Annotated in this window: 25 protein-coding genes and 1 pseudogene; 9 read left to right on the top strand and 17 right to left on the bottom strand. The window is 36.2% G+C overall.

Translation table 11 applies throughout. The annotated features are described in order from the left end of the window. Positions 1-276 precede the first annotated feature (276 nt). Positions 277-1,268: pseudogene (locus tag ABDZ63_RS10030) on the bottom strand (DUF3231 family protein). Between the two features lie 203 nt (positions 1,269-1,471). Between ABDZ63_RS10030 and ABDZ63_RS10025 the strand changes: the two are divergent. Beyond that, the gene (locus ABDZ63_RS10025; RefSeq protein WP_343783386.1) at positions 1,472-1,651 is read left to right on the top strand and encodes an H-type small acid-soluble spore protein; all 180 of its coding nucleotides are present in this window, start codon (positions 1,472-1,474) and stop codon (positions 1,649-1,651) included. A gap of 62 nt (positions 1,652-1,713) precedes the next feature. On the opposite strand, the gene ABDZ63_RS10020 is transcribed toward ABDZ63_RS10025, so the two are convergent. Both ABDZ63_RS10020 and ABDZ63_RS10015 read right to left on the bottom strand, forming a co-directional pair. Further along, on the bottom strand, positions 1,714-2,427 hold the full coding sequence (locus ABDZ63_RS10020) for a VCBS repeat-containing protein (RefSeq protein ID WP_343783385.1): 714 nt from the start codon (positions 2,425-2,427) through the stop codon (positions 1,714-1,716). A 66-nt stretch (positions 2,428-2,493) separates the two neighbouring features. Next, positions 2,494-2,880, bottom strand: coding sequence for a DUF1761 domain-containing protein (locus ABDZ63_RS10015; RefSeq protein WP_343783384.1), 387 nt, complete (start codon positions 2,878-2,880; stop codon positions 2,494-2,496). 225 nt (positions 2,881-3,105) lie between these two features. Between ABDZ63_RS10015 and ABDZ63_RS10010 the strand changes: the two genes are divergently transcribed. Beyond that, a complete protein-coding gene (locus tag ABDZ63_RS10010) occupies positions 3,106-3,966 on the top strand; it encodes an FtsZ/tubulin family protein (RefSeq protein WP_343783383.1) in 861 nt (286 codons plus the stop codon). A 67-nt stretch (positions 3,967-4,033) separates the two neighbouring features. Here the strand turns inward: ABDZ63_RS10010 and ABDZ63_RS10005 are convergent, their stop codons facing one another. From ABDZ63_RS10005 to ABDZ63_RS09985, 5 genes are all read right to left on the bottom strand, one after another. Next, positions 4,034-4,861, bottom strand: coding sequence for a MetQ/NlpA family ABC transporter substrate-binding protein (locus tag ABDZ63_RS10005; RefSeq protein ID WP_343783382.1), 828 nt, complete (start codon positions 4,859-4,861; stop codon positions 4,034-4,036). 13 nt (positions 4,862-4,874) lie between these two features. Beyond that, positions 4,875-5,537, bottom strand: a complete 663-nt coding sequence (locus ABDZ63_RS10000) for a methionine ABC transporter permease (RefSeq protein ID WP_343783427.1) — start codon at positions 5,535-5,537, stop codon at positions 4,875-4,877. Further along, complete coding sequence (locus ABDZ63_RS09995) at positions 5,530-6,279, bottom strand: methionine ABC transporter ATP-binding protein (RefSeq protein ID WP_343783381.1); 750 nt, start codon at positions 6,277-6,279, stop codon at positions 5,530-5,532. The genes ABDZ63_RS10000 and ABDZ63_RS09995 overlap by 8 nt, the downstream gene beginning before the upstream one ends. 183 nt (positions 6,280-6,462) lie before the next feature. Beyond that, positions 6,463-6,924 (bottom strand): RDD family protein, encoded by a 462-nt coding sequence (locus ABDZ63_RS09990; RefSeq protein ID WP_343783380.1) that lies wholly within the window; start codon positions 6,922-6,924, stop codon positions 6,463-6,465. 233 nt (positions 6,925-7,157) lie between these two features. After that, a complete protein-coding gene (locus ABDZ63_RS09985) occupies positions 7,158-8,663 on the bottom strand; it encodes a malate:quinone oxidoreductase (RefSeq protein ID WP_343783379.1) in 1,506 nt (501 codons plus the stop codon). A gap of 329 nt (positions 8,664-8,992) precedes the next feature. On the opposite strand from ABDZ63_RS09985, the gene ABDZ63_RS09980 reads away from it, so the two are divergent. Both ABDZ63_RS09980 and ABDZ63_RS09975 read left to right on the top strand, forming a co-directional pair. Then, a complete protein-coding gene (locus ABDZ63_RS09980; protein WP_343783378.1) occupies positions 8,993-9,880 on the top strand; it encodes a RimK family alpha-L-glutamate ligase in 888 nt (295 codons plus the stop codon). Further along, positions 9,877-10,659, top strand: coding sequence for an ATP-grasp domain-containing protein (locus ABDZ63_RS09975; RefSeq protein WP_343783377.1), 783 nt, complete (start codon positions 9,877-9,879; stop codon positions 10,657-10,659). The genes ABDZ63_RS09980 and ABDZ63_RS09975 overlap by 4 nt, the downstream gene beginning before the upstream one ends. 17 nt (positions 10,660-10,676) lie before the next feature. Here ABDZ63_RS09975 and ABDZ63_RS09970 read toward each other — a convergent pair whose 3' ends face one another. After that, complete coding sequence (locus ABDZ63_RS09970) at positions 10,677-11,951, bottom strand: patatin-like phospholipase family protein (RefSeq protein WP_343783376.1); 1,275 nt, start codon at positions 11,949-11,951, stop codon at positions 10,677-10,679. A 335-nt stretch (positions 11,952-12,286) separates the two neighbouring features. Here ABDZ63_RS09970 and ABDZ63_RS09965 point away from each other — a divergent pair, with 335 nt between their 5' ends. Continuing rightward, positions 12,287-13,177, top strand: a complete 891-nt coding sequence (locus ABDZ63_RS09965) for a fructose bisphosphate aldolase (protein WP_343783375.1) — start codon at positions 12,287-12,289, stop codon at positions 13,175-13,177. Between the two features lie 87 nt (positions 13,178-13,264). On the opposite strand, the gene ABDZ63_RS09960 is transcribed toward ABDZ63_RS09965, so the two are convergent. Continuing rightward, a complete protein-coding gene (locus tag ABDZ63_RS09960) occupies positions 13,265-13,987 on the bottom strand; it encodes a sulfite exporter TauE/SafE family protein (protein ID WP_343783374.1) in 723 nt (240 codons plus the stop codon). Positions 13,988-14,333: 346 nt separating this feature from the next. On the opposite strand from ABDZ63_RS09960, the gene ABDZ63_RS09955 reads away from it, so the two are divergent. Further along, positions 14,334-14,486, top strand: coding sequence for a small acid-soluble spore protein P (locus ABDZ63_RS09955; RefSeq protein ID WP_343783373.1), 153 nt, complete (start codon positions 14,334-14,336; stop codon positions 14,484-14,486). A 297-nt stretch (positions 14,487-14,783) separates the two neighbouring features. On the opposite strand, the gene ABDZ63_RS09950 is transcribed toward ABDZ63_RS09955, so the two are convergent. Genes ABDZ63_RS09950 through ABDZ63_RS09925 form a run of 6 tightly spaced genes read right to left on the bottom strand, consistent with a single transcriptional unit; the run spans position 14,784 to position 20,162 of the window. Then, entirely contained in the window at positions 14,784-15,698 is a 915-nt protein-coding gene (locus ABDZ63_RS09950; RefSeq protein ID WP_343783372.1) for an ROK family protein, read from the bottom strand. A 28-nt stretch (positions 15,699-15,726) separates the two neighbouring features. Beyond that, a complete protein-coding gene (locus ABDZ63_RS09945) occupies positions 15,727-17,004 on the bottom strand; it encodes a TRAP transporter large permease (protein ID WP_343783371.1) in 1,278 nt (425 codons plus the stop codon). After that, complete coding sequence (locus ABDZ63_RS09940; RefSeq protein ID WP_343783370.1) at positions 17,005-17,481, bottom strand: TRAP transporter small permease; 477 nt, start codon at positions 17,479-17,481, stop codon at positions 17,005-17,007. A 23-nt stretch (positions 17,482-17,504) separates the two neighbouring features. Further along, a complete protein-coding gene (locus tag ABDZ63_RS09935; RefSeq protein ID WP_343783369.1) occupies positions 17,505-18,578 on the bottom strand; it encodes a DctP family TRAP transporter solute-binding subunit in 1,074 nt (357 codons plus the stop codon). A gap of 2 nt (positions 18,579-18,580) precedes the next feature. Continuing rightward, positions 18,581-19,261 (bottom strand): N-acetylmannosamine-6-phosphate 2-epimerase, encoded by a 681-nt coding sequence (locus ABDZ63_RS09930; protein WP_343783368.1) that lies wholly within the window; start codon positions 19,259-19,261, stop codon positions 18,581-18,583. Between the two features lie 25 nt (positions 19,262-19,286). Further along, the gene (locus tag ABDZ63_RS09925) at positions 19,287-20,162 is read right to left on the bottom strand and encodes an N-acetylneuraminate lyase (protein WP_343783367.1); all 876 of its coding nucleotides are present in this window, start codon (positions 20,160-20,162) and stop codon (positions 19,287-19,289) included. A gap of 193 nt (positions 20,163-20,355) precedes the next feature. Between ABDZ63_RS09925 and ABDZ63_RS09920 the strand changes: the two genes are divergently transcribed. Beyond that, on the top strand, positions 20,356-21,198 hold the full coding sequence (locus ABDZ63_RS09920) for a MurR/RpiR family transcriptional regulator (protein WP_343783366.1): 843 nt from the start codon (positions 20,356-20,358) through the stop codon (positions 21,196-21,198). A 561-nt stretch (positions 21,199-21,759) separates the two neighbouring features. Here the strand turns inward: ABDZ63_RS09920 and ABDZ63_RS09915 are convergent. Further along, entirely contained in the window at positions 21,760-23,280 is a 1,521-nt protein-coding gene (locus tag ABDZ63_RS09915) for a hypothetical protein (protein ID WP_343783365.1), read from the bottom strand. 349 nt (positions 23,281-23,629) lie between these two features. On the opposite strand from ABDZ63_RS09915, the gene ABDZ63_RS09910 reads away from it, so the two are divergent. Together ABDZ63_RS09910 and ABDZ63_RS09905 are read left to right on the top strand one after the other, a co-directional pair. Beyond that, positions 23,630-23,866 (top strand): hypothetical protein, encoded by a 237-nt coding sequence (locus tag ABDZ63_RS09910; protein ID WP_343783364.1) that lies wholly within the window; start codon positions 23,630-23,632, stop codon positions 23,864-23,866. Further along, positions 23,841-24,152: a hypothetical protein gene (locus ABDZ63_RS09905; RefSeq protein ID WP_343783363.1), complete on the top strand. Its 312-nt coding sequence runs from the start codon at positions 23,841-23,843 to the stop codon at positions 24,150-24,152. The genes ABDZ63_RS09910 and ABDZ63_RS09905 overlap by 26 nt, the downstream gene beginning before the upstream one ends. The last annotated feature ends 190 nt before the right edge of the window (positions 24,153-24,342 follow it).

Genomic DNA, 24,342 nt, shown 5'->3' with positions numbered 1-24,342 from the left:
TAGTGAGCCTTTCAGAAGAAGTAAGACATAATTGCACTTAAGTAGGTCATACAAATTATATACTTTCTATAAGGGGTGAATGTTGTTAAAATATGAACATTTGATTGCCTTGTAAGATAAGCAGTTACCCGAGCGGATCATTTTATCAGCGCTCAGGCAAATTTATCAGCGTTCATACTTTTTGATGTAGCGGTGATCGAAGCACAAAAATCCGAACGAATTCATTTACGATGAATTGTTCGGACTATTAGGACAACTATATTTGCCACAACCCTTTTATTGCCCTATATGATGGGTTTGTGGTGATTCCTCCATCCAACCATATTTAATCATAAGTTTAGCCACATCATGACCATAACTGTATATATCCTTCATTAATAATGAAAGTGTTGCTGGTATATCTGTTCTTAAACTAAAAGAAGTCCCTAATGAACTACCCCCGATCGAAAAGCCAGAAAATAAACTAATACAATATAGCATAATTTTATCCGAAAATGGGGCTAGCTTAGAATCTGTGACATTGCCACCTGGTGTTGCAGGCACTTGCAAGCCATTTTCCTCAAAAAATGGGTTGATTTTTCAATAACTTTAGCCGCTAATTGACAGCCTTTTTTGAAGTGTTGTTTTACATCCTCTTTTTCAGCACATTGGGCAAAACCATTGATCAGATTGCGTCCAATTGAATTCGATTCAATGGCAAGGTAAAGATGAGCTATTTCTACTGTACTCAATGGACGCTTTTCTTTAAATGGATTTAAACCACCTAAATAATTGGTATCGCGAACAAATTCTACTGTTTGCTCAATAGAAGCATAAGATGGCTTAACTAGTAGCCCCTTATTTAGTAGGTATTGCGTACAATCTTCATAACATTTTTGAGTGATTTGAGTTAATTCTCTATAAAGTGTTGTAACATCGTGACGATATGACATAGATAAGTTTAATGTATGCATTCCCGTGCTAATCTTTTCCATCAACCTTAAGAACATAATATCAAACCCATTATCATAAAGCTTGGGAACTTCTTTGTTCACATCCTCAGAAGTAAAACCGACTGGTATTGGCAGGTTTTCTTCTTGATACATAACAACAATTTGCTCGACATATGGCTTAACCTTTTCTGAAATATTCACCATAATGTCCTTTGCCTCTTCGTCATCGGCTTTCTCTATAAAATACTCTAACATTCGTAAAACCATCGTCTTCTGTTGATAGGTTATCCATAATGTACCAATCTCTGATGAAGTTAAACCAGGTGATTGTGGCATAAAATGCTCCCTCCAATTTCCCATTTCTAACAGTCCTTATTATGAACTAAGCAACATAAACCATACGTCTCATGTATGAAAACAATTATAAGATAAATCAACTACTTTTAAGCCGTACTATGCTTTTTATGTTTAACACGCTGTTAGTTTCGGTTATACATTCAGTACAAGATGCTTTAAATTATAAATTTGGAGGGATAATCATGAATTTAATGCGTGCTAAGGAAATTAAAGATGATCCCAACACGAAAGACGTCGTTTATAATGGAAAGTACATTTATATTAATGACGTTGATGACGAGCGGCAAAAGGCTGTCATCCATTATTTAAAAGAAAGTGGAAGAGAATTTGAAGTTGATGTTACAAATCTAAAAGAAGAATAAGTTTATCTCATTTCCCCTTTTATCATAATAAACCCAGCCGTCTAAACACTCGGCTGGGTTTATTATATATCTGAACCAAAAATTGCAACAGACTGTTGATTTAAGCCAAAGTGTTGAGAGTCCCATTGTAAAGTATTTAAGACATACCCAAGGCCATCAGCTCTATAACGACCCGAGATTTGTTGATAAGCTAAAAGGTCATAAACTCCATCTAAATTGAAATCAACTGGATACAAGCCACTCAATGGATTAACCCAACCTTCAATTGGTTCAAGTAACTGTCCTTCATCATTATAAATCTCACTCAAATATTCTAAGTCTCGATTAGAAAGGTCAATCATATATTGTTGCTGATTCACTTCACTAATGACTTTAACTTTATAACCATCCAAATAGCTAACTTGGTATTGATAGTAATCATTATACGCATTACTATCAAACACAAGATTAAAACGGTTATGGCTAAATGAGTAAATATACTCATTCATTATCCCACCACTTCCACCTGTTGGAATAGTAACCATAATCTCATCAACACCATCACCTGTGAAATCGCCTAAAAATAACGTAGGATCATAACCAACATCATCAATTGGTGTACTATACACTTGGCCGGTAACTCCACCTTGAACAACTAGTATGATATTTTGCGTAAGTGGGCTATCAGGTGGCTGATCGCCAGTTAAAACTACACGGTCAACCACGCCATCACCAGTTACATCCCCCTGTGCTGAATCGACTACTAAAGACCCTTTTCTATATCCATAAATAAACATTAAGCAAATTCTCCTCTCACCCTTTTAGTATATTTTATGGGCTTAAGTTGAATTTGCTAATGCTTTTTAGATAAAAAACATCATAACTAAACCAATAACAGGAAGCGAGAACAAATGATAACCAACACCAATCAAGTACACTTTAAAGGCATTTTCTGTATGAATACCTAATCCAAATATAAAATCCTTTGCGTAAGCGAGACTAACAACTACACCCAATCCCAAACCAACAATCAATCCGTCTATTAGCGTTGATGCATTCGTCAAGTGTAGCAAGAAATAGGTTAACAACACCGTCATGATAGTGACGAATGTTAATAAACCATACCTCGGGTGTTCAGGTTGATCTATTTTCAATAATCTTACCCATATTTCTCCAAATAATAATGGTGAGTAATAAAGCATACCGATCGCCATATATAGAATAATTCCAGAAATAATAGCTAATAGCATAAAATCCCCCTAGTTTCTTAATTTTTTGAAAAGATATCACTCACTATTATACATTTTTCCTTCCACCATTTGTACAGGAAATTGAACCATCAAAAGTACCCCACCCCTTCCAACTTGAATATGACAAATTACAACAAAATAAGTTGATTATAATCACAACTTTTGACAAGAAACTTATGCGAAATCTTATATAATATTGAAAAGTATTTGTAAGGAGCGGAGATTATGGAGACACCTGTAAAAATACATCGCCTTGAACAAGATGACTTAGAATTAGACAAGCCCTCTTCACAAGGGTCATTGCAAGATGACTTATACTTTTATAAATTGATCGGTGGAAACGCAAGTGAAACAGATGAATTAGTTGAAAACTTGCGGGCATTAAAAGAGGAAAAAAACTTATTGATTGGTATATTCCGCTTTCCATTTCGTTTTGAAGGAAAGAAAAGATTTCAAATCGCTACTACACAGTACTTAAGGATGAAGGAATTTTGTGATGCGGTCATTTACTTTCAAAGTGATGACTTCATGGAGCTAATTGACAGTCAAACGACTATTCGAGAGGCCCATTCTACTTTTGAAGCAATTGAAGAACATGCTATCCAATCTTTAACCGAAATCATTACAAACACAGGTGAGATCAACATTGATTTTCACGACCTTCATACTTTTATCAATAAAAATAAAGGCGCTCTCTTTGTCTATACAGTTGAAGAGGAATCATTTGATATTCCATTAAAATATATGATTTCCACACCATACTTACCAGATGATTTTACCGATGGAAAACAACTGATTATTAATATCGGTTATACAAGAGAGATCAATATGGAAATGTTCCGGCAACTTAACTTACGCCTTCATGATTTATTCTCTAAGGCTGAGCTGTTTAAAATCGGCTCCTACTTAATCGATGAGCCTGGTGAACGATTTAAAATCACACTAATTGTTAATGGGATAAAAGACCCAATTGAACCACCAGACCATTATAAAAAGTTCCCTAAATATAAGGAGCTCTATCGAAAATGGCAACGTATCGCTGAGAAAAGTAAAAGACGAATTCAACTAATTAGAAAAAAGAGCTAAGGAGGATCAAGCTAAAAAAGCTACTTATACTGATAGATCAGTATAAGTAGCTTTCATGATTTCACTATTAAAATGCTGGGATTGATGTTTCTTCGTAATTTTCTTCTAAAAATTCAAGTACTTCATCACTTGACATGGCTTCTGCTAATCTTTGGATTACTTCTGAATCAGCGTTATCTTCACGCGCAATTAATGTAATGGCAAAGTCATTTTCTTCACCTTCAGTCAGAAGTGCGTCACTCTTAGGTGTTAGGTCAAGAGGTTCAGCATAAGCAGGTGTCATTAAAACAGCATCAACATCATCATACGATCTTGCTAACATTAAAAGATCCACTTCTTGAAAGTTGTAATCATGTGGATTCTCTTCTATGTCAGACAATGTATAATGCGGATTGTCTGTTTCAGCTAAAGTAATAATACCATGATCATCTAATAGTCTTAATGAACGATCTAAGTTAGAGATATCATTAGCAATAGCAATATCTGCACCGTCTGGAATTTCGTCCATTGTGTCATAATCTTGAGCGTAAACACCATAGTTAGCATAGTAAATTGGCTGAATTGCCGTTAAGTCAGAATCATTATTACGATTATACTCTTCCATATAAGGAACGTGCTGGAAGAAGTTCGCATCGACCTCTTCTGTAGCTAGGGCATCATTTGGCTGTATGTTGTCACTTAATTCAACAATCTCCAACTCAATACCATCTTCTTCAGCTAGAATATCTTGAGCAATTTCAAGAATATCTAGCATCGGTGGAATTAAAGAGGCAACCTCTAACGTTTGGCCTTCTAAGTTTTGTGGTTCTTCAGTATCCCCTGCATCTTGGTCATCACCACCACAAGCTGCTAAAATCAACAACATTAATGTCATTGGGATCAGTAATTTTTTCATGTGTCCTTCTCTCCTATCTTTTATCAATCTTTCTTGCTATTGTAATTCCGCTAAACTGAATGAACTGTACCAGTATGACCATGATGATAATCATGTAAAACATCAAATCAGTTCTGAACTGCTGGTAACCATAACGAATGGCGAAGTCTCCAATACCGCCTCCACCAACAACTCCCATAATCGTCGAATAAGATATAAAACTAATGATTGATGTCGTTAAGCTAAGTACAAGGGCAGATCGCGCTTCAACGTATAAGAATTTAAAAATAATCTCTTTAATTGAAGCACCCATTGAGACTGCAGCTTCCATAACCCCTTTAGGAATATCAAGTAATGATTGTTCTACTAAACGAGAATAATGAGCAATCGCAATAACGGTTAACGGAACTGTCGCAGCAGCTGTTCCAATTGCTGTACCAATAATCAACCTTGTAAAAGGAATCATAGCCACGACTAAGAGTAAAAATGGAAACGATCTGATAACATTGACGATTAAATTTAAAGATGAAAATACTAATTGATTTTCTAAGATTTGATCTTTACGACACAAGAACAAAAACGTTCCAAGTGGTAAACCAACTAAAATTGCCGCTAAGATTGAAAACCCTACCATAATAAACGTTTCACCAATTGATTGCCAAATCTCTGATTGGTATTCGACTAACACTTCAGGCATGGTTACGATCACCACCCTGTCTCAGCCTCTCAACAAATCCTTTCGGGCTATGGTCAATCTTTTGGATTCCTGATGGTTCAATTTCAACGGTTTCATAGACTTCACCATCAGCCATAACTGTCACACGTTGGCAAATACTTTTAATCACTTCCATCTCATGACTAACGATCACAATCGTCACACCGAAGCTTTGATTAATATTTTTCAACACACCTAAAATCTCCGATGTCGTATTCGGGTCGAGTGATGAAGTTGGTTCATCACATAGCAACACTTGAGGTTGGTTTACTAGTGCTCTTGCAATGGCAACTCTCTGCTTTTGACCACCACTTAGTTGTGATGGATATTGATCTTTTAAATGATCTAAACCAACAAATCGAAGGCTTTCCATTACACGTGCTTCACGTTCTTGCCTCACTACCTTAGATAACTCCAAAGGAACAACAACATTATCATATACCGTCTTGTTTCCTAACAAGTTATAGTGTTGGAAGATCATTGCAATCGACTGCCTAGCTTGCCTAAGGCTTTTACTTTTTAAGTGAGTTAATGATTGTTCATTAACAATCACTTCACCTTCATCAGGGGACTCTAGTAAATTAATCAACCGAAGTAACGTTGACTTACCTGCCCCACTAGCACCAATTATGCCGTATATTTCGCCATGATTAACCGATACAGAGACCGATTTAATCGCTTCATACTCACCAAAACGTTTACTTACATTTTGTAAATTAATCATAAAAAAACCCCTTTCCATGGCATGAAAGGTGATTAAGAACTTTTATATTATAACTTATGATGACTTTTTTGTCATTTAATAGAGTTTAGACCATTCCACTACTAGATTAAAATAGGGAAAATTAGCTTACTTAATTTCCCTAATGCTATTAGAAATAAGGTCCTTTTTCATAGCACCTTAACTTTACCAATCTGTCGGGTCACTATACTGATTCCGATAAACGACAACAGTTTGACACAACAAATCGTGTAAGCCTTTCTTTCGTTTATTTAAGCCTACCATGACAACACCAATAATCGTAAAGATAGAAACAATGTGTGCAAAGTATCGACCTATTGATTTTAATAGACTAATCGTTGAATGATCTTGATTAACTACTTGTATTCTACAAATCAATTTCCCTAATGAACCTTTAAGTGTTGCCGTAAAGATGATAATAAATAAAATGATATAAATGTTATCGGCAATCATACCAGCAGTTGTGTAATACCGTTCAGACCCGATTATCTTAAATGATTCAAGGTGTTTATGATCTCTAATTACCACTGCAACTAAGTAAGCAAAGGCACTCATTAAAATACCGTCAATAAAAAAAGCTAAAAACCTAATCCAAAATCCTGCTGGTCGATTTTCAACGTAAGGCAAATCGACACCTCCCAAAAGAAACATTTGGCATCATTCTAATAGTAAATTTTAGTAACTTTAGAAGAATATTCACCTAAGCTATCTTAAAATCAGCGGTTGGGTTATTTTATCAGCGTTCAGCCTCTTTTGGTGTAGCGGTATCAATGTAGAAAATCCGAATGATTCATTTATGGCGATTCATTCGGATCCTCTATTATTACAACTAATTTTATACCTCTTCTGATCTTATTAAATCAAGTCGTTGCCGCTACTTCTTCTAAAACTTGTCCACCTAACCCAAGTGCTTCGTCTGTTGAAGCATGAACTTCACGAATGAGCTCTGGATTTTCTTCTAGTCGCTGACCATATGAAGGGATCATTTCTTTTATTTTCGGCTCCCATTGTTTAATTTGTTCTTTGAAGCATCTCTCCATTATTTCTAGCATAACTGAAACAGCTGTTGATGCACCTGGAGAGGCACCTAATAATGCCGCAATGGAACCATCTGATGCTGTGACGACTTCTGTACCAAATTGAAGTGTCCCTTTGCCACCTTCTTCAGTGTCTTTAATCACTTGTACACGTTGTCCAGCTACGACTAAGTCCCAATCTTCGCTTTTCGCATTCGGGATAAATTCGCGTAATGTTTCCATCCGTTTTTCTTTTGATGATAATACTTGTTGTATCAAATACTTCGTTAAAGGCATCTCCTTAGCCCCTGCTGACAACATTGTAAACAAATTGTTCGGCCTAACAGATGTCACTAAGTCGAAGAGCGAACCGGTTTTTAAGAACTTGGGTGAGAAACCAGCAAATGGTCCGAATAATAAGGACTTTTCGTTATTAATATAGCGTGTGTCAAGGTGTGGTACAGACATTGGTGGAGCGCCTACAGGGGCCTTACCATACACCTTTGCATGATGTTGTTCAATGACTTCAGGGTTGTTACATTCCATAAATAAGCCACTCACCGGGAAGCCTCCGATCTTCTTACCTTCTGGAATACCTGACTTTTGGAGTAAATGTAAGCTTCCACCACCTGCACCAATAAAAACGAACTTGGCGGTGTGACGCTCTACACTATTAGTCTCTAAGTTTTTAACTTTTAACTCCCATGAACCATCACTATTTTGTTTTAATTGATCAACACTATGCTTATAATGGATGTCTACATTTTGTCCTTTTAAATAGTCGAACGTTTTGCGTGTTAAGGCACCAAAATTAACGTCTGTTCCTCCATCGATTTTAGTAGCTGCAATAGGCGCTTCAACTTGACGATCATTCATAATTAAAGGCGTCCATTCCTTTAACTGCTCAGGGTCATCTGAAAATTCCATGCCACTAAATAATGGATTACTAGCCATTGCTTCATAACGCTTTTTCAAAAATTCTACATTCTCTTTACCATGAACTAAACTCATATGTGGTAAGGCCATAATAAACTCTTCAGGGCGATTCAGTTTGTTCTGATTAACTTGGTAAGCCCAATATTGTTTTGAAACTTGGAATTGCTCATTAATTTTCGTCGCTTTACTAATATCAATTGAGCCGTCCGATTTTTCACTCGTATAGTTTAACTCACAAAGTGCAGCATGCCCTGTGCCTGCATTATTCCATTCATTAGAGCTTTCTTCACCTGCACGATCGAGCTTTTCGAATACTTTAATATTCCAATCTGGCTCTAATTCTTTTATAAGTGATCCTAATGTTGCACTCATGATGCCGGCACCGATTAAGATAACATCTGTATTATTGCTCATGCTCTTTCATACTCCTTAACGTTTTGTCCAAAAGATGTATTTACCTTGCTAAGGCGTTACAGCAAGATAGTTATAGGTTTTCACACCACTCTAACTTTAGATTTCTACCATAAGTTTATCACTATTATTAGTAGATTAAAATATTAATCACTGATATAGTACTTGACATTGTAATAGGCGGAATTTTTATAACTATTACTATCTAGATCTTATTTTATCTTAATTTTTTGAAGAGGTGAACAGCATTTAACATAAGGCTTAGAAAATCGTGTTATTTTGACGTATAATTAATGTTATGAAAATGCGAGAAACCATGTGGAGGCTACTTTATGAATGGATGGATTATATATAACGGCAGCTTAAGAACTCCGAAGTTTAAAGAATTGGTACAAAAACTAGTACTAGAAGCCGAGAAAATGGGGGTTAAACTAGAAGCGATCACAAACCGAGAATTATTCCCTATTATCAATTCTCGAGGTAAAGTTGATTTAAAGTCTCTTAAAAATATAAGTAATCCTGATTTTATTGTTTTCTGGGATAAAGATATTAAACTAGCCAAACATTTAGAATTAATGGGCTATAGACTGTTTAATTCAAGTGAAGCGATCATGAATTGTGATCATAAAGCTTTAATGCACCTTAAAATGGCTAATAAACACATTAGAGTACCTAAAACGATCATTGGTCCATATACCTTTTACGATCACGAATTACCTGATCAATATATTGATTATATTATTGATGAATTAGGCCCAGAGGTAATTATTAAAGAAGCGTATGGATCTTTTGGTATGCAAGTTTATAAAGTTAACGAGAAAGAAGAACTAACTCATCAGCTTAAAGAGATTGAAGGTCGGGACTTCATTTTCCAAGAGCCGATTAGAAGCTCATTTGGAAAAGATATTAGGGTGAACATTGTTGGTAATCAAATTGTTGGTGGTATGAAAAGAGAATTCGCTTCTGATTTTAGAGCCAATATTACATTAGGCGGGAAAGGCGAAGTCGTCGCTTTAACAAAAGAACAAAAAGATCTAGCCCTTAGAGCGCACCAAGCTTTAAATTTAGACTTTAGTGGGGTTGATTTGCTATTTGGTGCTGATGGTGAGTCGATTGTTTGTGAAGTGAATTCGAATGTTAATTTCTTAAGCTATGAAAAGATCTCAGGTATTAATGTCGGTGGGATTATTTTAGATTATATTATAGGAGAACTATCATGAAGGGTATTTTAATTTATAATAAAAAAGACTATAACCGCAATAAACATTATGCCAAATGGTTACAAGATGTCGCGTTTCAACATGACATGGAGTTAGAGATGGTCTATAGAGAAGATTATTATAAGCAAGGATTAAATGATTCTGAAACGATTACATTCGCGATTAATCGCAGTCGAGACCATCACCTCTCATTACTACTAGAATTAAACGATATTAAAGTATTTAATAATTCTAAAGTGACATTTTTAGGCAATGACAAATTAGCTGCTTACCACCATGCGAAAAACCAAGGTGTTCCATTCCCCTCTGTACTGTTAAACTGGACGAATCAAGACAATATCATTTCAAAACCGATTCATGGCCATGGTGGGGATGGTGTTATAAAACTAGGAGAAACTGTGGAGATCCCAAGCTTCTATAATCGAATCCAACAAGAACAAGTCTACTCATTAATAGGTGACATTCGCTTTTATATCATTAATAATCAAATTGTTCATGCCGTTATTCGAAAAAATAATGGTGAGCTATTATTGAATTATAGTCACCACAAACAATGTGAACTCTTCCATTACACAGCTGAACACCGCCAATTAATTACACAATTACTTAGTGGACTTCATATTGACTATGCCGGTGTCGACTTTTTCTTAACAGATAACGAGCAACTAATATTTAATGAAATTGAAGATGTTGTTGGGAGTCGTATGCTTAGTGATCTTGGAATTAATAACACGGCTGAGCTTTACATTAAACATATATTCAACAGTTTGACAGGTTAATGATGCCTGTCATTGTTTTAGTCCAATTTGATAAACTTCTTTCTAAGGCGTCTAAATAAGCGATACTTTCCTACTTTTAATTCTTTTAAGAAATCAGCGTCTGGGTGGTTGAACTGATCAACGATTGATATAAACTGCCAATTTTCCTCTGGCCATATTTTAGACCGGTGTAAATTCTTTAAAGCATCCATGCCACTGAATTCAGCAAGAGCAAACCGGTACCCAAGTAGCATGAGCGATTTCGACTCTATTTCAGAGAATGAATTTAGGTCTGTTCTCATGTTTGATAAATAATGTTGAATCGAGACATTCACTCCGTGGTTCAATTTATTTTTATTTTGGTCAGTTATGATCATATGTCTAGGTAGACCATATCTCATATCAATATGTTCTAGGTCAATATCGACATTATTCAAATTGCTTCTTACAATCGCATTAATGAATATATTTTGAGTCCTAATTACAACACTAAACAAATAATTAGATGGTCTAAGCTTCGTTTCTAAATACTTTGATCCATCACTAATTATTAAATGGTTACAATCTTCTAATAAACTATTCGTCCCTAAATTATCCACCATGCCACCATCAACTAATTGTATATTCATTTTACTCTTTTTAATGGATACAGGTTTAATAAATGCGGGGACTGCTGCAGAAGCCGCTACTGCTTTACCAATTGTAAAACCATTTAAATAATCTGAGTCCTTATAATAGCCCTTCCACTTACCTCCTTTCATATCCTCTAAATGCTCTTTAATGTGGCTGTTTCCTTCACTAGAAAATACCCACAACTCACCATTATTAAGTGATGTCGCATTAACAATCATTTTAGGTGGTTGGTTACCTTCATACAGTGGGTTAATAGTTAGATCATTTACTGATAAAGGACGATCACGAGAAAGAATCCTTCTAAACCTTTCATCTAAATCTTGACTTAGTTGATCACCTGTCATCGTATAAAACTTGTGAAGACCTGAGAGGCTAATCGTTCTAAAGCCATTATTTACGATTTCTAAAATTTCACTCTCGACGCTCTTCATAATACTTAAATAATCTTCATCATGGATCGTTCTATTTTCTGATTCAAGGAATTTCTTCAAGTGAAGGTAATAGATCATACCGACAATTGAACCGCCAGACACGGTCGATATAGTGTCGATCTCCTTTAATTTTTTAAACTCTGCTAATTGGGCCAATACACCAACATGAAATAAAGACGCTCTAAATCCACCACCTGATAACGCCAACCCTACTCGTTTCGTTTCATGCTTCTCACTTGATATCCTCATCAATAAACACCCACTTTCGCAGTTGTATTTTTGACTAATGAGTTTAAAGAAGTTACATTGGCGCATTGAAATGTCATTTGCTAAGTAAAATGGGTCATTCTCATAATATTACATTTCGACTCGTTTATTCCTGCTCCTTTTAAATTTTATTAATCTGATTTCATTTAGATGAAAATAAGGCGAATGGATTAGTTCTGAGTCGAACCATCTTATTAGGTTTGTTCCTTAATCCACTAAACATTAAAATTTGACACTTTTCGAATAGACCTGATGTAGTAGATAATGATATGATTGTAAATAGGAACTATTTAGTATGACGATAAGGAAGTGATCAGATGAACCAAACACATTTTGACAAAATGAAAAACGGTAACGGGTTTATTGCTGCACTTGACCAAAGTGGTGGCAGTACGCCAAAAGCGTTAGCTGGATACGGTGTTACAGAGGATCAATACTCTAACGAAGAGGAAATGTTTGACCTTGTACATGAGATGCGTACACGGATCATTACTTCTCCTGCTTTTGATGCGGAGAAAATCCTTGGTGCGATTTTATTCGAGCAAACAATGGATCGTGAAATTGAAGGTAAGTATACGGGGGATTACTTAGCAGAGAAAGGCATCGTGCCATTCTTAAAGATCGACAAAGGCTTAGCCGACAAAGAAAACGGCGTTCAACTTATGAAGCCAATTCACGACCTTGATGAAACATTACGCCGTGCGAATGAGCGTAGAATGTTCGGTACCAAGATGCGTTCTGTTGTTCATGAACCAAATGAAGCAAGCATTAAGGCCGTTGTTGACCAACAATTTGAAATCGGTAAGAAGATTATCGAAGCTGGTTTAGTGCCAATTATTGAGCCAGAAGTTGACATTAACAGCTCTGATAAAGAACAGTGTGAAGACATTCTAAAAGCTGAAATCAAAAAGCATTTGGATCAATTAGGTTCTGATGAATTTGTAATGCTTAAGCTAACGATTCCATCAAAAGCTAACCTTTACAAAGATTTAGCAGAACATCCAAACGTGGTTCGTGTTGTTGCACTATCTGGTGGCTATTCTCGTGATGAAGCAAACGAAATGCTAAAAGACCATGAAGAACTGATTGCTAGTTTCTCTCGCGCACTAGCAAGTGACTTAAGCGTGAAGCAATCAGATGACGAGTTTAACAAAACACTTAAAGAAGCTGTTGATTCCATTAATGATGCGTCAGTGAATAAGAACTAAGTAGGATGAAAGAAGCCTGTTTCACTCAGAAAAGTGAAGCAGGCTTTTTGATTAACAAATGATCAAACTCAAATGGCACCTTTTGAACTAAATTAATCCCAAGCTTTCAATTAGTAAGTATATTCCTGTAAACATTAATAGGATATATGTAAATATACGAAAGACTTTTTGATTAATTCTTTTAAACAATAACTGCCCCACATACAACCCTACAACAACTAAAGGTAAAGCCCATAAGCTTGATACCCAGATGGTTTTATTAGTTCCTGCAAAAATCACTTGGATGATTAAACTTGCAAAGTATATAAATAAATAAAAAGCTAGTGTAGTACCCCTTAATTTCTCTTTTTGAGTATTAGTTCCTGAAAAGTATAATAATAATGGCGGTCCTGGCATACCTATACTTGTTGTCAGTGAACCAGAGAGTCCACCAACAACTAAGTCTCTGTTCTTATTCTGGTTAATTCGAAACTTGAGAATAAGCATGATCGTTAATCCTAGAATTATAAGGCTTACTCCAAGCTTTAATCGATTTATATCAATTAATAAGAAGATCATAATTCCAATAGGAAGACCCGTCATACTTCCTACTACAAACCTTCTTAGTATGCCAAAATCAACATCCTTCTTAATTTTCGTTATTAACGCAATAGAAATAATTAAAGACAATATTAAGTTTATTTGAATAGCTTCGAATGCATCAAATAATAAAAGAAGGAAAGGAGTAGCTAAAATAGAAAAGCCAAACCCTGTACTCGTTTGAAGAATGGAAGCGATCAAAATGATTAATATAAATATTATAGTCTCCATAAATTACCTACTTCCTTTACCACACTTCAAACATTATAAGAGACATTGATTAAATTACACAATTTATTTACTTTCTTTTTCAATCTTAAGGTAAGTTTAGTTTCAAATATTACTTTTACCCATAAATTAATAAACAGGTGCTACTCACTCTTTTTGGTTTATAATTTGATCAATCTTTTCTCTTATTTAGTGTGATTGTAACAGCATTTTGGTTTATCACCCAAGGTAAGATGATAAGATACATAATAAATGAATTAGGCAAGTGCCGTGAGAATTTAGCTTTCCAAAGTATAGATTTCTTTCCCTGTCAAAAGCTATCCGTAAATCAGCAAGGAGGAGATAGAAAATGAGTGGAAATCCTAAAGGACCAAAACAGCAGGCAGAACCAAATTTACCAAAGAGCCCGAAACAACCATATGGCAAACCGCTGCAAGGCTCGCACAAAGTAAAACAGCGAAATCATTCACGGCAAAAACAAAAAACGGATCATGATATGTAGAGTTTGGAGAAAAAGAGACTGATTCCAAATAAAAAGGCTTACACTGCACTAAACAAATCCCCGTACCACTTTGTATGGTAATACGGGGTTTATTTTTGGGATTCGATCATGTCTAGTTTAACTACTTGAATGGATCATTTGTTATTCTAGCTACCTAATCGATTTCAGTTAACTCTTGGGTAACTTTACAGACAATCTGTTTTTTCATATTTCAACTACCTCCACTAATTACTTATTCATAGCAAAACAAAAATCACCCCAACAAACGTTAGCAGTGATTTTTGATCATACAAGCTTTTAGTTATTTTGCTCCCAAACTAATGACTTCAGCTGATAAACCGCACCCTGCAAATTCGCGTCGTTGCCGTTTTGGGCGAATTTCACTTCCAAGTTACGCTTAAATGAGGTCATGATTCGAGCATCAACACTTCCTTTCAACTTATCGAGTAGATCATCACCTTGTTCAGAGATACCACCACCAATTACGATCAAAGGCGGATTAAAGATGTGGACAAGCGACTTAATTCCTAAGGCTACATCCAGAACCCACCTTTCAATGACGGCTTCCGGTGCCGCTTCTTTATTGTGGGCTTTGATAAAAAGTTCTGGTAGTGAGATGTCTTGTTTTAACTCTTTAACTGCCCGTTGTTCCAAAGCTCTACTAGAAGCATATTGTTCATAGCAACCTTCATCACCACAAAGACAAGGCTCCCCACCTGGGTAAAGTGTCATATGACCGAATTCTCCGGCTGAATAGGCATGACCATGATAAACTTGTCCATTCATAATGATCGCACCACCTATTCCAGTCCCAAGTGTCATACAAAGAAAATGATCGACATTCTTTGCTGCCCCCCTCCAATATTCTCCGACTGCCGCACAATTAACATCATTATCCACCAAAACAGGTAAATAAAACGCTATTTCAAGTTCTTCTTTTATATTTAGTCCAGTATAACCAGGGAGGGAATCTGTCGCATGAATGACACTCCCCTCCTCTTTATTAATTTGCCCGGCTGTACTAATTGCAATTCCGTCAAGCTCATATTCCTTCTGCAAAGCCTTCACAAGTTCTATGACTTGCTCGATCACGACTTGGCCACCTTGGTCAGCTTTTGTAGAGATCTTGGATTGATATAAAATATCCCCTTGTTCATTTAACACACCATATTTAATGCTCGTTCCGCCGATATCAAAAGCACCTGCTATCACTTGGGTCCCTCCATTCACCTGTTATTTGTTAATTCAATATATCAACAAGGAAAGTTGATATTTCTGGGAAGAATATGAGTAAAAGCATAACAACTACAATTGGAATTAGAAATGGAACAACACCTCGATACATAGTGCCCACTGGAATGTTACCAACCCGTGATACGACAAACAAGGCCATTCCCATCGGTGGTGTTAAAATACCGATCATTAAGTTTAAGATCACAAATGCACCGAAAAAGACTGGGTCAATCCCTACACTTGTTACCATTGGAATTAGTACCGGAACGACAAGTACAAGTAAGGCGAGTGCCTCAATAAATGTCCCTAGAGCGATCAATAGTATGCTAATTAACATAAGTAGAAGAATTGGGTTCTCTGTGATTCCTAGAAACCCATCAGCTACTTTGATGGCCACTTGCTCTCGAGCCACGAATTGACCAAAAAACTCAATCGCTGCTAGCATAAGAACAACAACACCAGTCATTTTCATAGATTCCACGAAATTGTGATATACTTTTTTCCACGTCAGTTCTTTATAGACAAAGAACCCGAGAATTAAAGCATAAACCGTACTCACAACAGCCGCTTCAGTTGGGGTAAAATATCCTGAGAAGATTCCGGCAATAATAATAATTGGTGTCAATAATGCCCAAAAAGCTTTCAAGAAATTCTCCCAAATAACTTTTAGATTGGCACGGTCAAGGACTTGATAACCCCGTTTTTTCGCCATCAAATATGTTGTCACAAATAATGAAATGGCAATCATAACGCCAGGAACTAATCCTGCAATAAACATCGAAGCAACTGACACATTGGCAATAGCGGCATAGATAATCATATTCAAGCTCGGTGGAATAATCCCACTTAAAATCGCTGTTGCAGCCGTTAAACCACCATTAAAGTCATCATGATAGCCTGCTTTTCGCATCGTTCTAATTTCTAGTTGGCCAAGTCCACCAGCATCTGCTAGTGATGAACCGGACATGCCAGAGAACATTAAACTGGCTGTGATGTTCACATGACCTACCCCACCAGGCACGTGCCCCACTAAAGACATAGCAAAATTGAAAATATGATCTGTAATCCCAGAAGCGTTCATTAATGTCCCCGTTAAAATAAAGAATGGAATTGCTAATAATGTAAAGTTATTGATTCCATCAATTAACTGCGCCCCTGAAGAGTAAACAAGGTTCCAATCGCCGATTATAAAATAGGCAAGAGCAGCAATAATTAACGTGAATCCGACTGGAATACCGATAAAGAGTAATATGATCCATATAATGAATATAAGTGCTATCTCCATTTACTCCACCTCCGCCGCTTTACTTTTGCGCCATTCTTTAATCAAACGTTCAACTTGGCGATAAATCATAAGCAACGTGAGGATTGGTAGAGCTGCATACATATAAACATACGATATTTGTAACGTGACAATTGTTAAATGCTCTTGTCTTTCTACAATGGTTAGACTGATATAAAACACCACAATTAATGCTGATAGGATTAATAATTGATTAAATGCATAGACCCATTTTTGAGCTTTTTCTGGGAGTTTGTTAATAAAAACATCAATTGAAACGTGACTGTTATCTTTAATACAAGCTACGATTCCCAAATAACCCGCGTAAATGAATAGTATTTTACTTAACTCCTCTGTCCACACCAAGGGTACACCGATCCCTTGGCGTGTCAGAGTTTGGACAACTAAAACAACTAGCATGACTACAAACAAAGCGGTGCCTATAATTTCTTCAAAGTTGTCATAAATTTTCTTTAACATGAATAATCACCTTCACGGTTGTTTTATTCTCTTGCGTCTTGAATAAGTTCCATATATTCCTCTGCACCTTCACCGATTTTTTCATAATAATCAGGGTAAGCTTCTGATAATGCTTCTCTGAATTCATCTAGGTCAGGCTCAGTAATAGTTACACCTTCACCCTCAAAGAACTCAATTAGCTCTTCTTCCTCTTGTTCGAACAATCCTGTGTGATGATCTGTAGCTGCATCAATACCTTCTTCTAAAATTTGTTGTAAATCTTCCGGTAGATCTTGCCATGTTTGTTCACTGACCACATAGGTATTATCATTCACAACATGATTAGTTAAAGCGATGTAATCTTGTACTTCGTAGAAACTTTGTGCCTGAACTGCAGATAGCGGATTCTCTTGACCATCTACTTGACCAGTTTGTAGAGCAAGGTATACCTCACCAAAGTCCATAGGTGTTGCATTTGCTCCTACATACTCAGCATAGTCAAGCAATGTTTGTGCTTCTGGTACACGAAGGCTCATACCTTCCATATCTGCTAGTTCGTTTATTTCATGACTTGAAGATGTAACACGTGTCCCGTTATAGGCGCTGTCTACAACACGCAGGCCTTGCTCTTCAAGCAATTCATTTCGCAATTCCTCACCAAATTCTGTTTCATATACAACACGCTGGATATGATCGAAATCTTCAATCACATATGGAACCGCTAACAATTCTGCACGTGGAAGCCATTCACCAAAACGACCCATTTCTGATAAAGTAATGTCGAGTGAACCATCTTCCAACTGTCCAAGCATAGAAAGGTCGTTTCCTAGTTGAGCATCCGGATAAATAGTGATTGTCAGTTGCCCGTCACTCTCTTCTTCTACATACTCAGCAAGGTATTCAGCTGCTGCATATTCATTGGACTGTGTATTTGGCTGCATACCAAATTGTAATTCTACCGGTTCGCCTAAATCTTCATCCTCACTTGATTCCTCACCTGTTTCTTCAACATCCTCACCATTGTCACTACCTGATGCACTATCTTCTTCACTGTCCCCACATGCTGCAATAATTAATAGTAACCCTAAAATCAACACAAAAAACAGCTTTTTCCTCATTTTTAATTCTCCTCCTTATTTAGATCCACTTCACTCATTGTCACAGAAAACTTCTTAGTTATATTCTGTGGTCTTGTAATAGCACCTCCTACCACAACAGCGGTGGCACCAAGTTCAAGGGCACGCTTTGCCTTTTCAGGTGTATCCATATTCCCCTCAGCAATCACTGGTAGATTGGTAGTTTGGAGAACCCCTTGTAAAGTCTTAAGAGGCTCCTCACCTTCTGTATCAGCTGTATAGCCCACAAGCGTGGTGGCAACTATATCCACACCGCATTTCTCTGCGTGGACCGCTTCTTCTACAGTTGACACATCAGCCATGAACTTTTGCTCCGGAAACCGTGTTTTCACCTCATTAAAAAAAGATTCAAACGTTACATTGTTCGGCCGAGCTCTTGCTGTTGCATCAAAAGCGATTATATCGACACCCTCTTCAAACAAATCCTGTACTTCCTTGACTGTTGGAGTGATTCGAACCTCACTATCGTTATAATCTTGTTTAATGATCCCAATGATAGGCAAGTTGACTTCTTTTTTTATGGCTTGGATATCAGCGACAGTATTGGCGCGTATACCACTTGCCCCACCTTGATATGCAGCTAGTGCCATTTTGGACATAATGAATGAACTGTGAAGCGGTTCATCTTCTAAAGCTTGACAAGATACAATTAATTTTTTACTCATCTACTAAACTCCCAATATAAGATGTTTATTTATTTAATGTTAGAATACCGACAATTTTATCTACTTGTTTCTTCTCGTCTTCTGTAATTTCTCTGAAAGGGAATTTCATATAGCCGGCATCAACTCCTAATTGCTTTAATACATGTTTGGTAGATTGATAAACACCGACTTCTTCCAAAATTGAAATGACTTTATTCATCTGTTTCTGTAAGTTGCGTGCATTTTCCAGGTCAGATTTTTGTAAAGATTCAAATAATTCATTCGCTTCTTTACCGATGATGCTGTAAGTACTGCCAATTGCTCCATCCGCTCCAGACACGATCAATTGCAGTAACATATCATCTGCCCCACCGAAAAACACTTTATCTGGATACAATTCCTTTAACTTAGCCAACTTGGAGAGATTGGTATCCGAATACTTTACACCGATGACATTGGGAAGCGATAATAACTCGCCGTAGTCTTTAATTGTGATTTGAGTTCCAGTAAGAGCTGGAATCGAATAAACGATCATCGGATGTTCAGTTTCTTCTGTAATTCGCTGATAGTAAGCTTTAATCTCTTGGAAACTAAACTTATAATAATACGGAGTGATCGCTGATAGCGCATCATAACCAAGTTCTTTGGCCTTATTCCCTAACCTAACTGCTTCTTCTATATTTAATGAACCAATCTGAGCAATTAAGGTTACATCATTCCCTGCTTCATCTTTAACAATCTCTAGTAAGTCTTTTCGATTACCCTCATCCATTAGGAAGCTTTCTCCTGTAGAACCACCTACATATAACCCATTCACTTGCATTTCATCAATATTGTGGCGAACCACCTCCCGTAACCCTTTTTCATTAAGGGTTCCATCATCGTGAAATGGCGTCAATAAGGCTGTCATGATACCATTCATTATATAACCTCCATCTAATGGCATTTAAGAATGCGCTTTCATTATTGATATATTAGGTGTATGATATCAATATGATAATATTATGTCAATAATATTATCAAAAATGGAGTTTATCTCCAATGATAGCTAATAGACTACTTTTATCGACAAGATGAATTAGGAAAGAAAAGAATCGATGTAAAGGAGAATCAATATGACAAACCAATTTGACAACAAAACTGTAAATGTAACAATCTTAATGGAACAACATAAAAATAATTTCACTAAATCTGAACAAAAGCTGTACCAATACATTACTGATAACTTCGAGCAAATCGTCTATCAGTCACTAACTGAAATAGCGATAGCCTGCCAAGTCGGGGAAGCTACTGTGCTACGCTTTTGCCGAAAGCTAGGCTATAAAGGCTATCAAGAGTTCAAGCTGGCCTTAGCTAGAGAACTTTCAATTCGTGAGAAAAACGGTCATGATGGCACTTATATTGATAAAGTGAGAAGCAGTATGATCAGTGCAGTTGATGACACGTCTAAATTGGTAGACGATCATCAATTACAAAGAGCAATCGAAAAAATCATAGAGTCAAATACGGTCGTCGTTTACGGCGTTTCCTCATCAGGAATTGCCGGGCTAGACATGCAGAACAGATTAATGCGGATCGGAATGAACATTGAAGCCATCACAGATTCCCACAACCAAGTGATCCGTTCAAATTCTGTAGACAGTGAAACCGTCATCATCGCAATTAGTCTGACAGGCAGCACGAAAGATGTCGTTGATGCTGTTAAAACCGGAAAGAACAACGGGGCTTCAGTAATCGCCATCACAAACTATATGGAGTCTCCTTTAACGAAATATGCCGATATTGCCTTATTGACATCAGCAAAGGAAAATCCACTAGACAGCGGCTCACTCGTATCGAAAATTTCACAGCTCTTTGTAATTGACCTTTTATGTACAGGGATCACGATGACACATTATGAAAAAGCCAAACAAACGAAAGAACAAATTGCACAAACAATATCTAATAAGCTATATTAAGGCTTAATTCTTTGGAGATCTGTTTTTGGTGTGCTGTCACTTTACAGTGAACGCTTGTAGCTGTTTTTGGGCCCGAGTTGTTCGGTTGCCGTGACAAATTAGGTAGTCTAGGGGTAGCGTTGATAGCAAAAAGTATACTGCTAAACTAAAATGGACAGTTTTTGCTCAATAGAAATGAACACTTTTAACTCTGGTAAAGAACACCTATTTATATTTCTATAAGAATGTAATGATCATTTTAAACTGACACACTATGATTAATCTCCATAAAAAATACCACCTATCAAATTAAGATAGGTGGTATTTTTTATCAATCTAATCGAAAAGTTTAGGAAATTCCTTGTTAATCATTGTATAGTTATTGGGATTGTCAAAAAAGAGAGGGAATAACATTATATGAACAGCAGGGTTAGGTTGATTTGAATTATACTAGAGCACATTGACTACTCAATAAGACAGAAAAAGCTCCTCTTCAAGATGAGTGTGTCCTGGAGAGGAGAATAAAATTGATTGAGTAATTATAAATAGAACAAAAGTTGTTAATTTAGAAGTTCTTGAGCATTACTTTAAAGCCCACTCCATTCGACTAGTAAGTAAACTTCTATTAAACCCTCCTGTTAAGTTCAGTACTTGATGGCTAAATTCTGGTTCCTTTTTACCCGAATACTCTTCCCACACTTCACTTACATATTTTAAGTTTTCGGCTGTGATTATAGCAACATCCGTATCATCTTCTGAGAATGCTTTAAGTTTTTGCGCTTGATAAACTGCTTCTTGAGTAAAGTCACTGGTAACTATCAAGAATATCGAAACTCGTGTAGGTTCTGATCTAATATACCCTAAAAACTGGTCAAGGTGTTCTTCTGGGAAGGTGTAAGGCTTTTCTACACTTTTGTTGTCCCATAATAAACTAACCTTAGAACTAAGCTTAATTTTACCGTCAGGGTTCTTACTCCCTTTCATGTTCTCCAATTGCAGCTTAAGTTTCTTCTCAAAAAGGTATCGCGTAGCTTCCTCAAAGTATTTCTCAACCTGGTTATCCTTCTCGATTACTTTATTAGCCCGTAAAGCTTTATAGTTACGCGAAGCTAGCTCTTCAAAATAATCATAATAAATAGAACGTTCATCTGTAGGGTCTGAGTCTACAGTTGTCGTCACGTTTTCATAATAATCTATAATATTCTGTATCTTAGTTTCCTTTGTTCCGCTCACATTAGATCCATCTAGGGAACGTAGCAACTGCGTTAAATCTGAAGTATTTAAATGAGAGAGTGCTTTTGAAGGTAATATATTATATTTCACGATCTTATCTACTAACTCATCTTTGTTACCACTCATATTTATATTGATTGTAGATAATATAGTCTTTATCTGCTTTAGGTTTAATGAGTTCAATAACTCAATATAAGTTGCCGTACGAAGCTCTTCTCCCATCTCATACCTTACTTCTCTAACAATATCATGAGGTATGACGTAATAAACATCATCCGTTTTGAACCGCAATAATATCCCTCTAAGTTGAAGATCCTTAAGAGATTGATCCACATGTTTTGAGTTATGTAGTTTATTACCCTTCTGAGGAAATCTACCGATTCTACTTTCCATAATGTAATGCTCTCTTATTGTCAGCCCAAGGACCTCACGAAGCGCATATAAAATATTTATTTCATCGGATGTTAAGGCTTCCCCTTTACTCCAAGCCGTATCTAAGACTGCACTATATACTCGGAAAGCCGTCTCATCAATCTTATTTTCAACAAAATAATCATCCTGACTATCCTCTAGAATCTGCCTTTCAATTTCCAAGACATTCTCATGCATCTCTTTTTCTGAAAGAATGTAACCTTCGCTTCCAAGTAAACTTTTCAAAATAAATCGATTCATTAATGTAATATCACGATTCGCTTCCCTAAAGTCCAAGTTTAGTTTGACTCTTTCAGCATTCTTAAACTCATCAATATTTTTAATTATAATCTCCCGCATTTCCTCTTCATTGTTCAACTTCACATCTTTTAAGAAGCTATCCACTGTCCTTGACAAATACATCTTCGACATTAACGGTAATACATCTTGTAAATGCATGAGTATACTCTCTCCTTATCATAGAATCTTATCAAAACGGGGCTTTTCTTTCATATCTTTTCCATAATAATAACATATTCAGGGTATTTTTTAGTCATTATCGTTTAAAAATTATGAAGAATTAGAATTATCGCTAATCAGTATAATTGAAATAATTATTAACCAATCCAATATCTTAATCTCCAAATAAGTTTTAACTCAAATTCTTTTCACATTAGATGATTAAAGTTCTAACTATGCAGTAATTGCAGATAATTCAAGAACCTAAGTTTTGATACTTTCTAGGGTCTTGAATCACGCAAATTTAACTATTGTATTATGGTAAAATTGGCTTGGGAGGGGATAGTGCATGCGAAAATTTTTCAATGATCTAACACTAAAGTACTTGAAAATGACTACTAATCAGTTGCTGAAAAAAATTAACAAAGATAAAAACCGAATAGAAATCGAATCAACAATGAGAGATTTTGAAAAACAATTACAGGAGCATGGGATATTAGATGAATCTGGTTTATTAGCTGGCTCTCTTCCAAAACGAAAAGAGCAGCTACGCTTAGTTAATGCATTTATTTTTGCTCAGGAATGAAGAAAATTATTATATTCAAACTGCTAAAGTGTGGACTCATCAAAAGGATCGAAAAGTCCCAATTATTATTGCTCAGTCTATATTAGCAACTTTTGGAGTTGCATTAGGCGTTCTTCTCGCTATGGAACACTTTGGATTCGAAGTTAGCACATGGATTGGTTTAATAGGATTTATGCCCATTTTAGGAATAATAGCCGCAGCATTCGGTTCGGGGAGGAAACGCTGGGTATGGGTCATTATAAACTTTGTAACCTCTCAATTGTACAGTTTTTTTATCATCACTTAATGAGGTCCAATAATTCAGGAGGGTTTTATATGAAAAGAAAAAACCATAAATATCCAATTACATTTGGATTAATTGCTTTCTTTATTACATTATTTTTGACTTTTCTTATCGAATCTCCCTATTGTTTATAGTAATCTAAAACTGACCCAGAATCGCAATTGAAAACTGACCCAAAGTAATAGAAAATTAC

Source organism: Alkalibacillus silvisoli, from assembly GCF_039521975.1.
In the GTDB taxonomy this organism is placed as follows: domain Bacteria; phylum Bacillota; class Bacilli; order Bacillales; family Alkalibacillaceae; genus Alkalibacillus; species Alkalibacillus silvisoli.
This window is presented reverse-complemented; position numbering and strand designations above follow the sequence as displayed.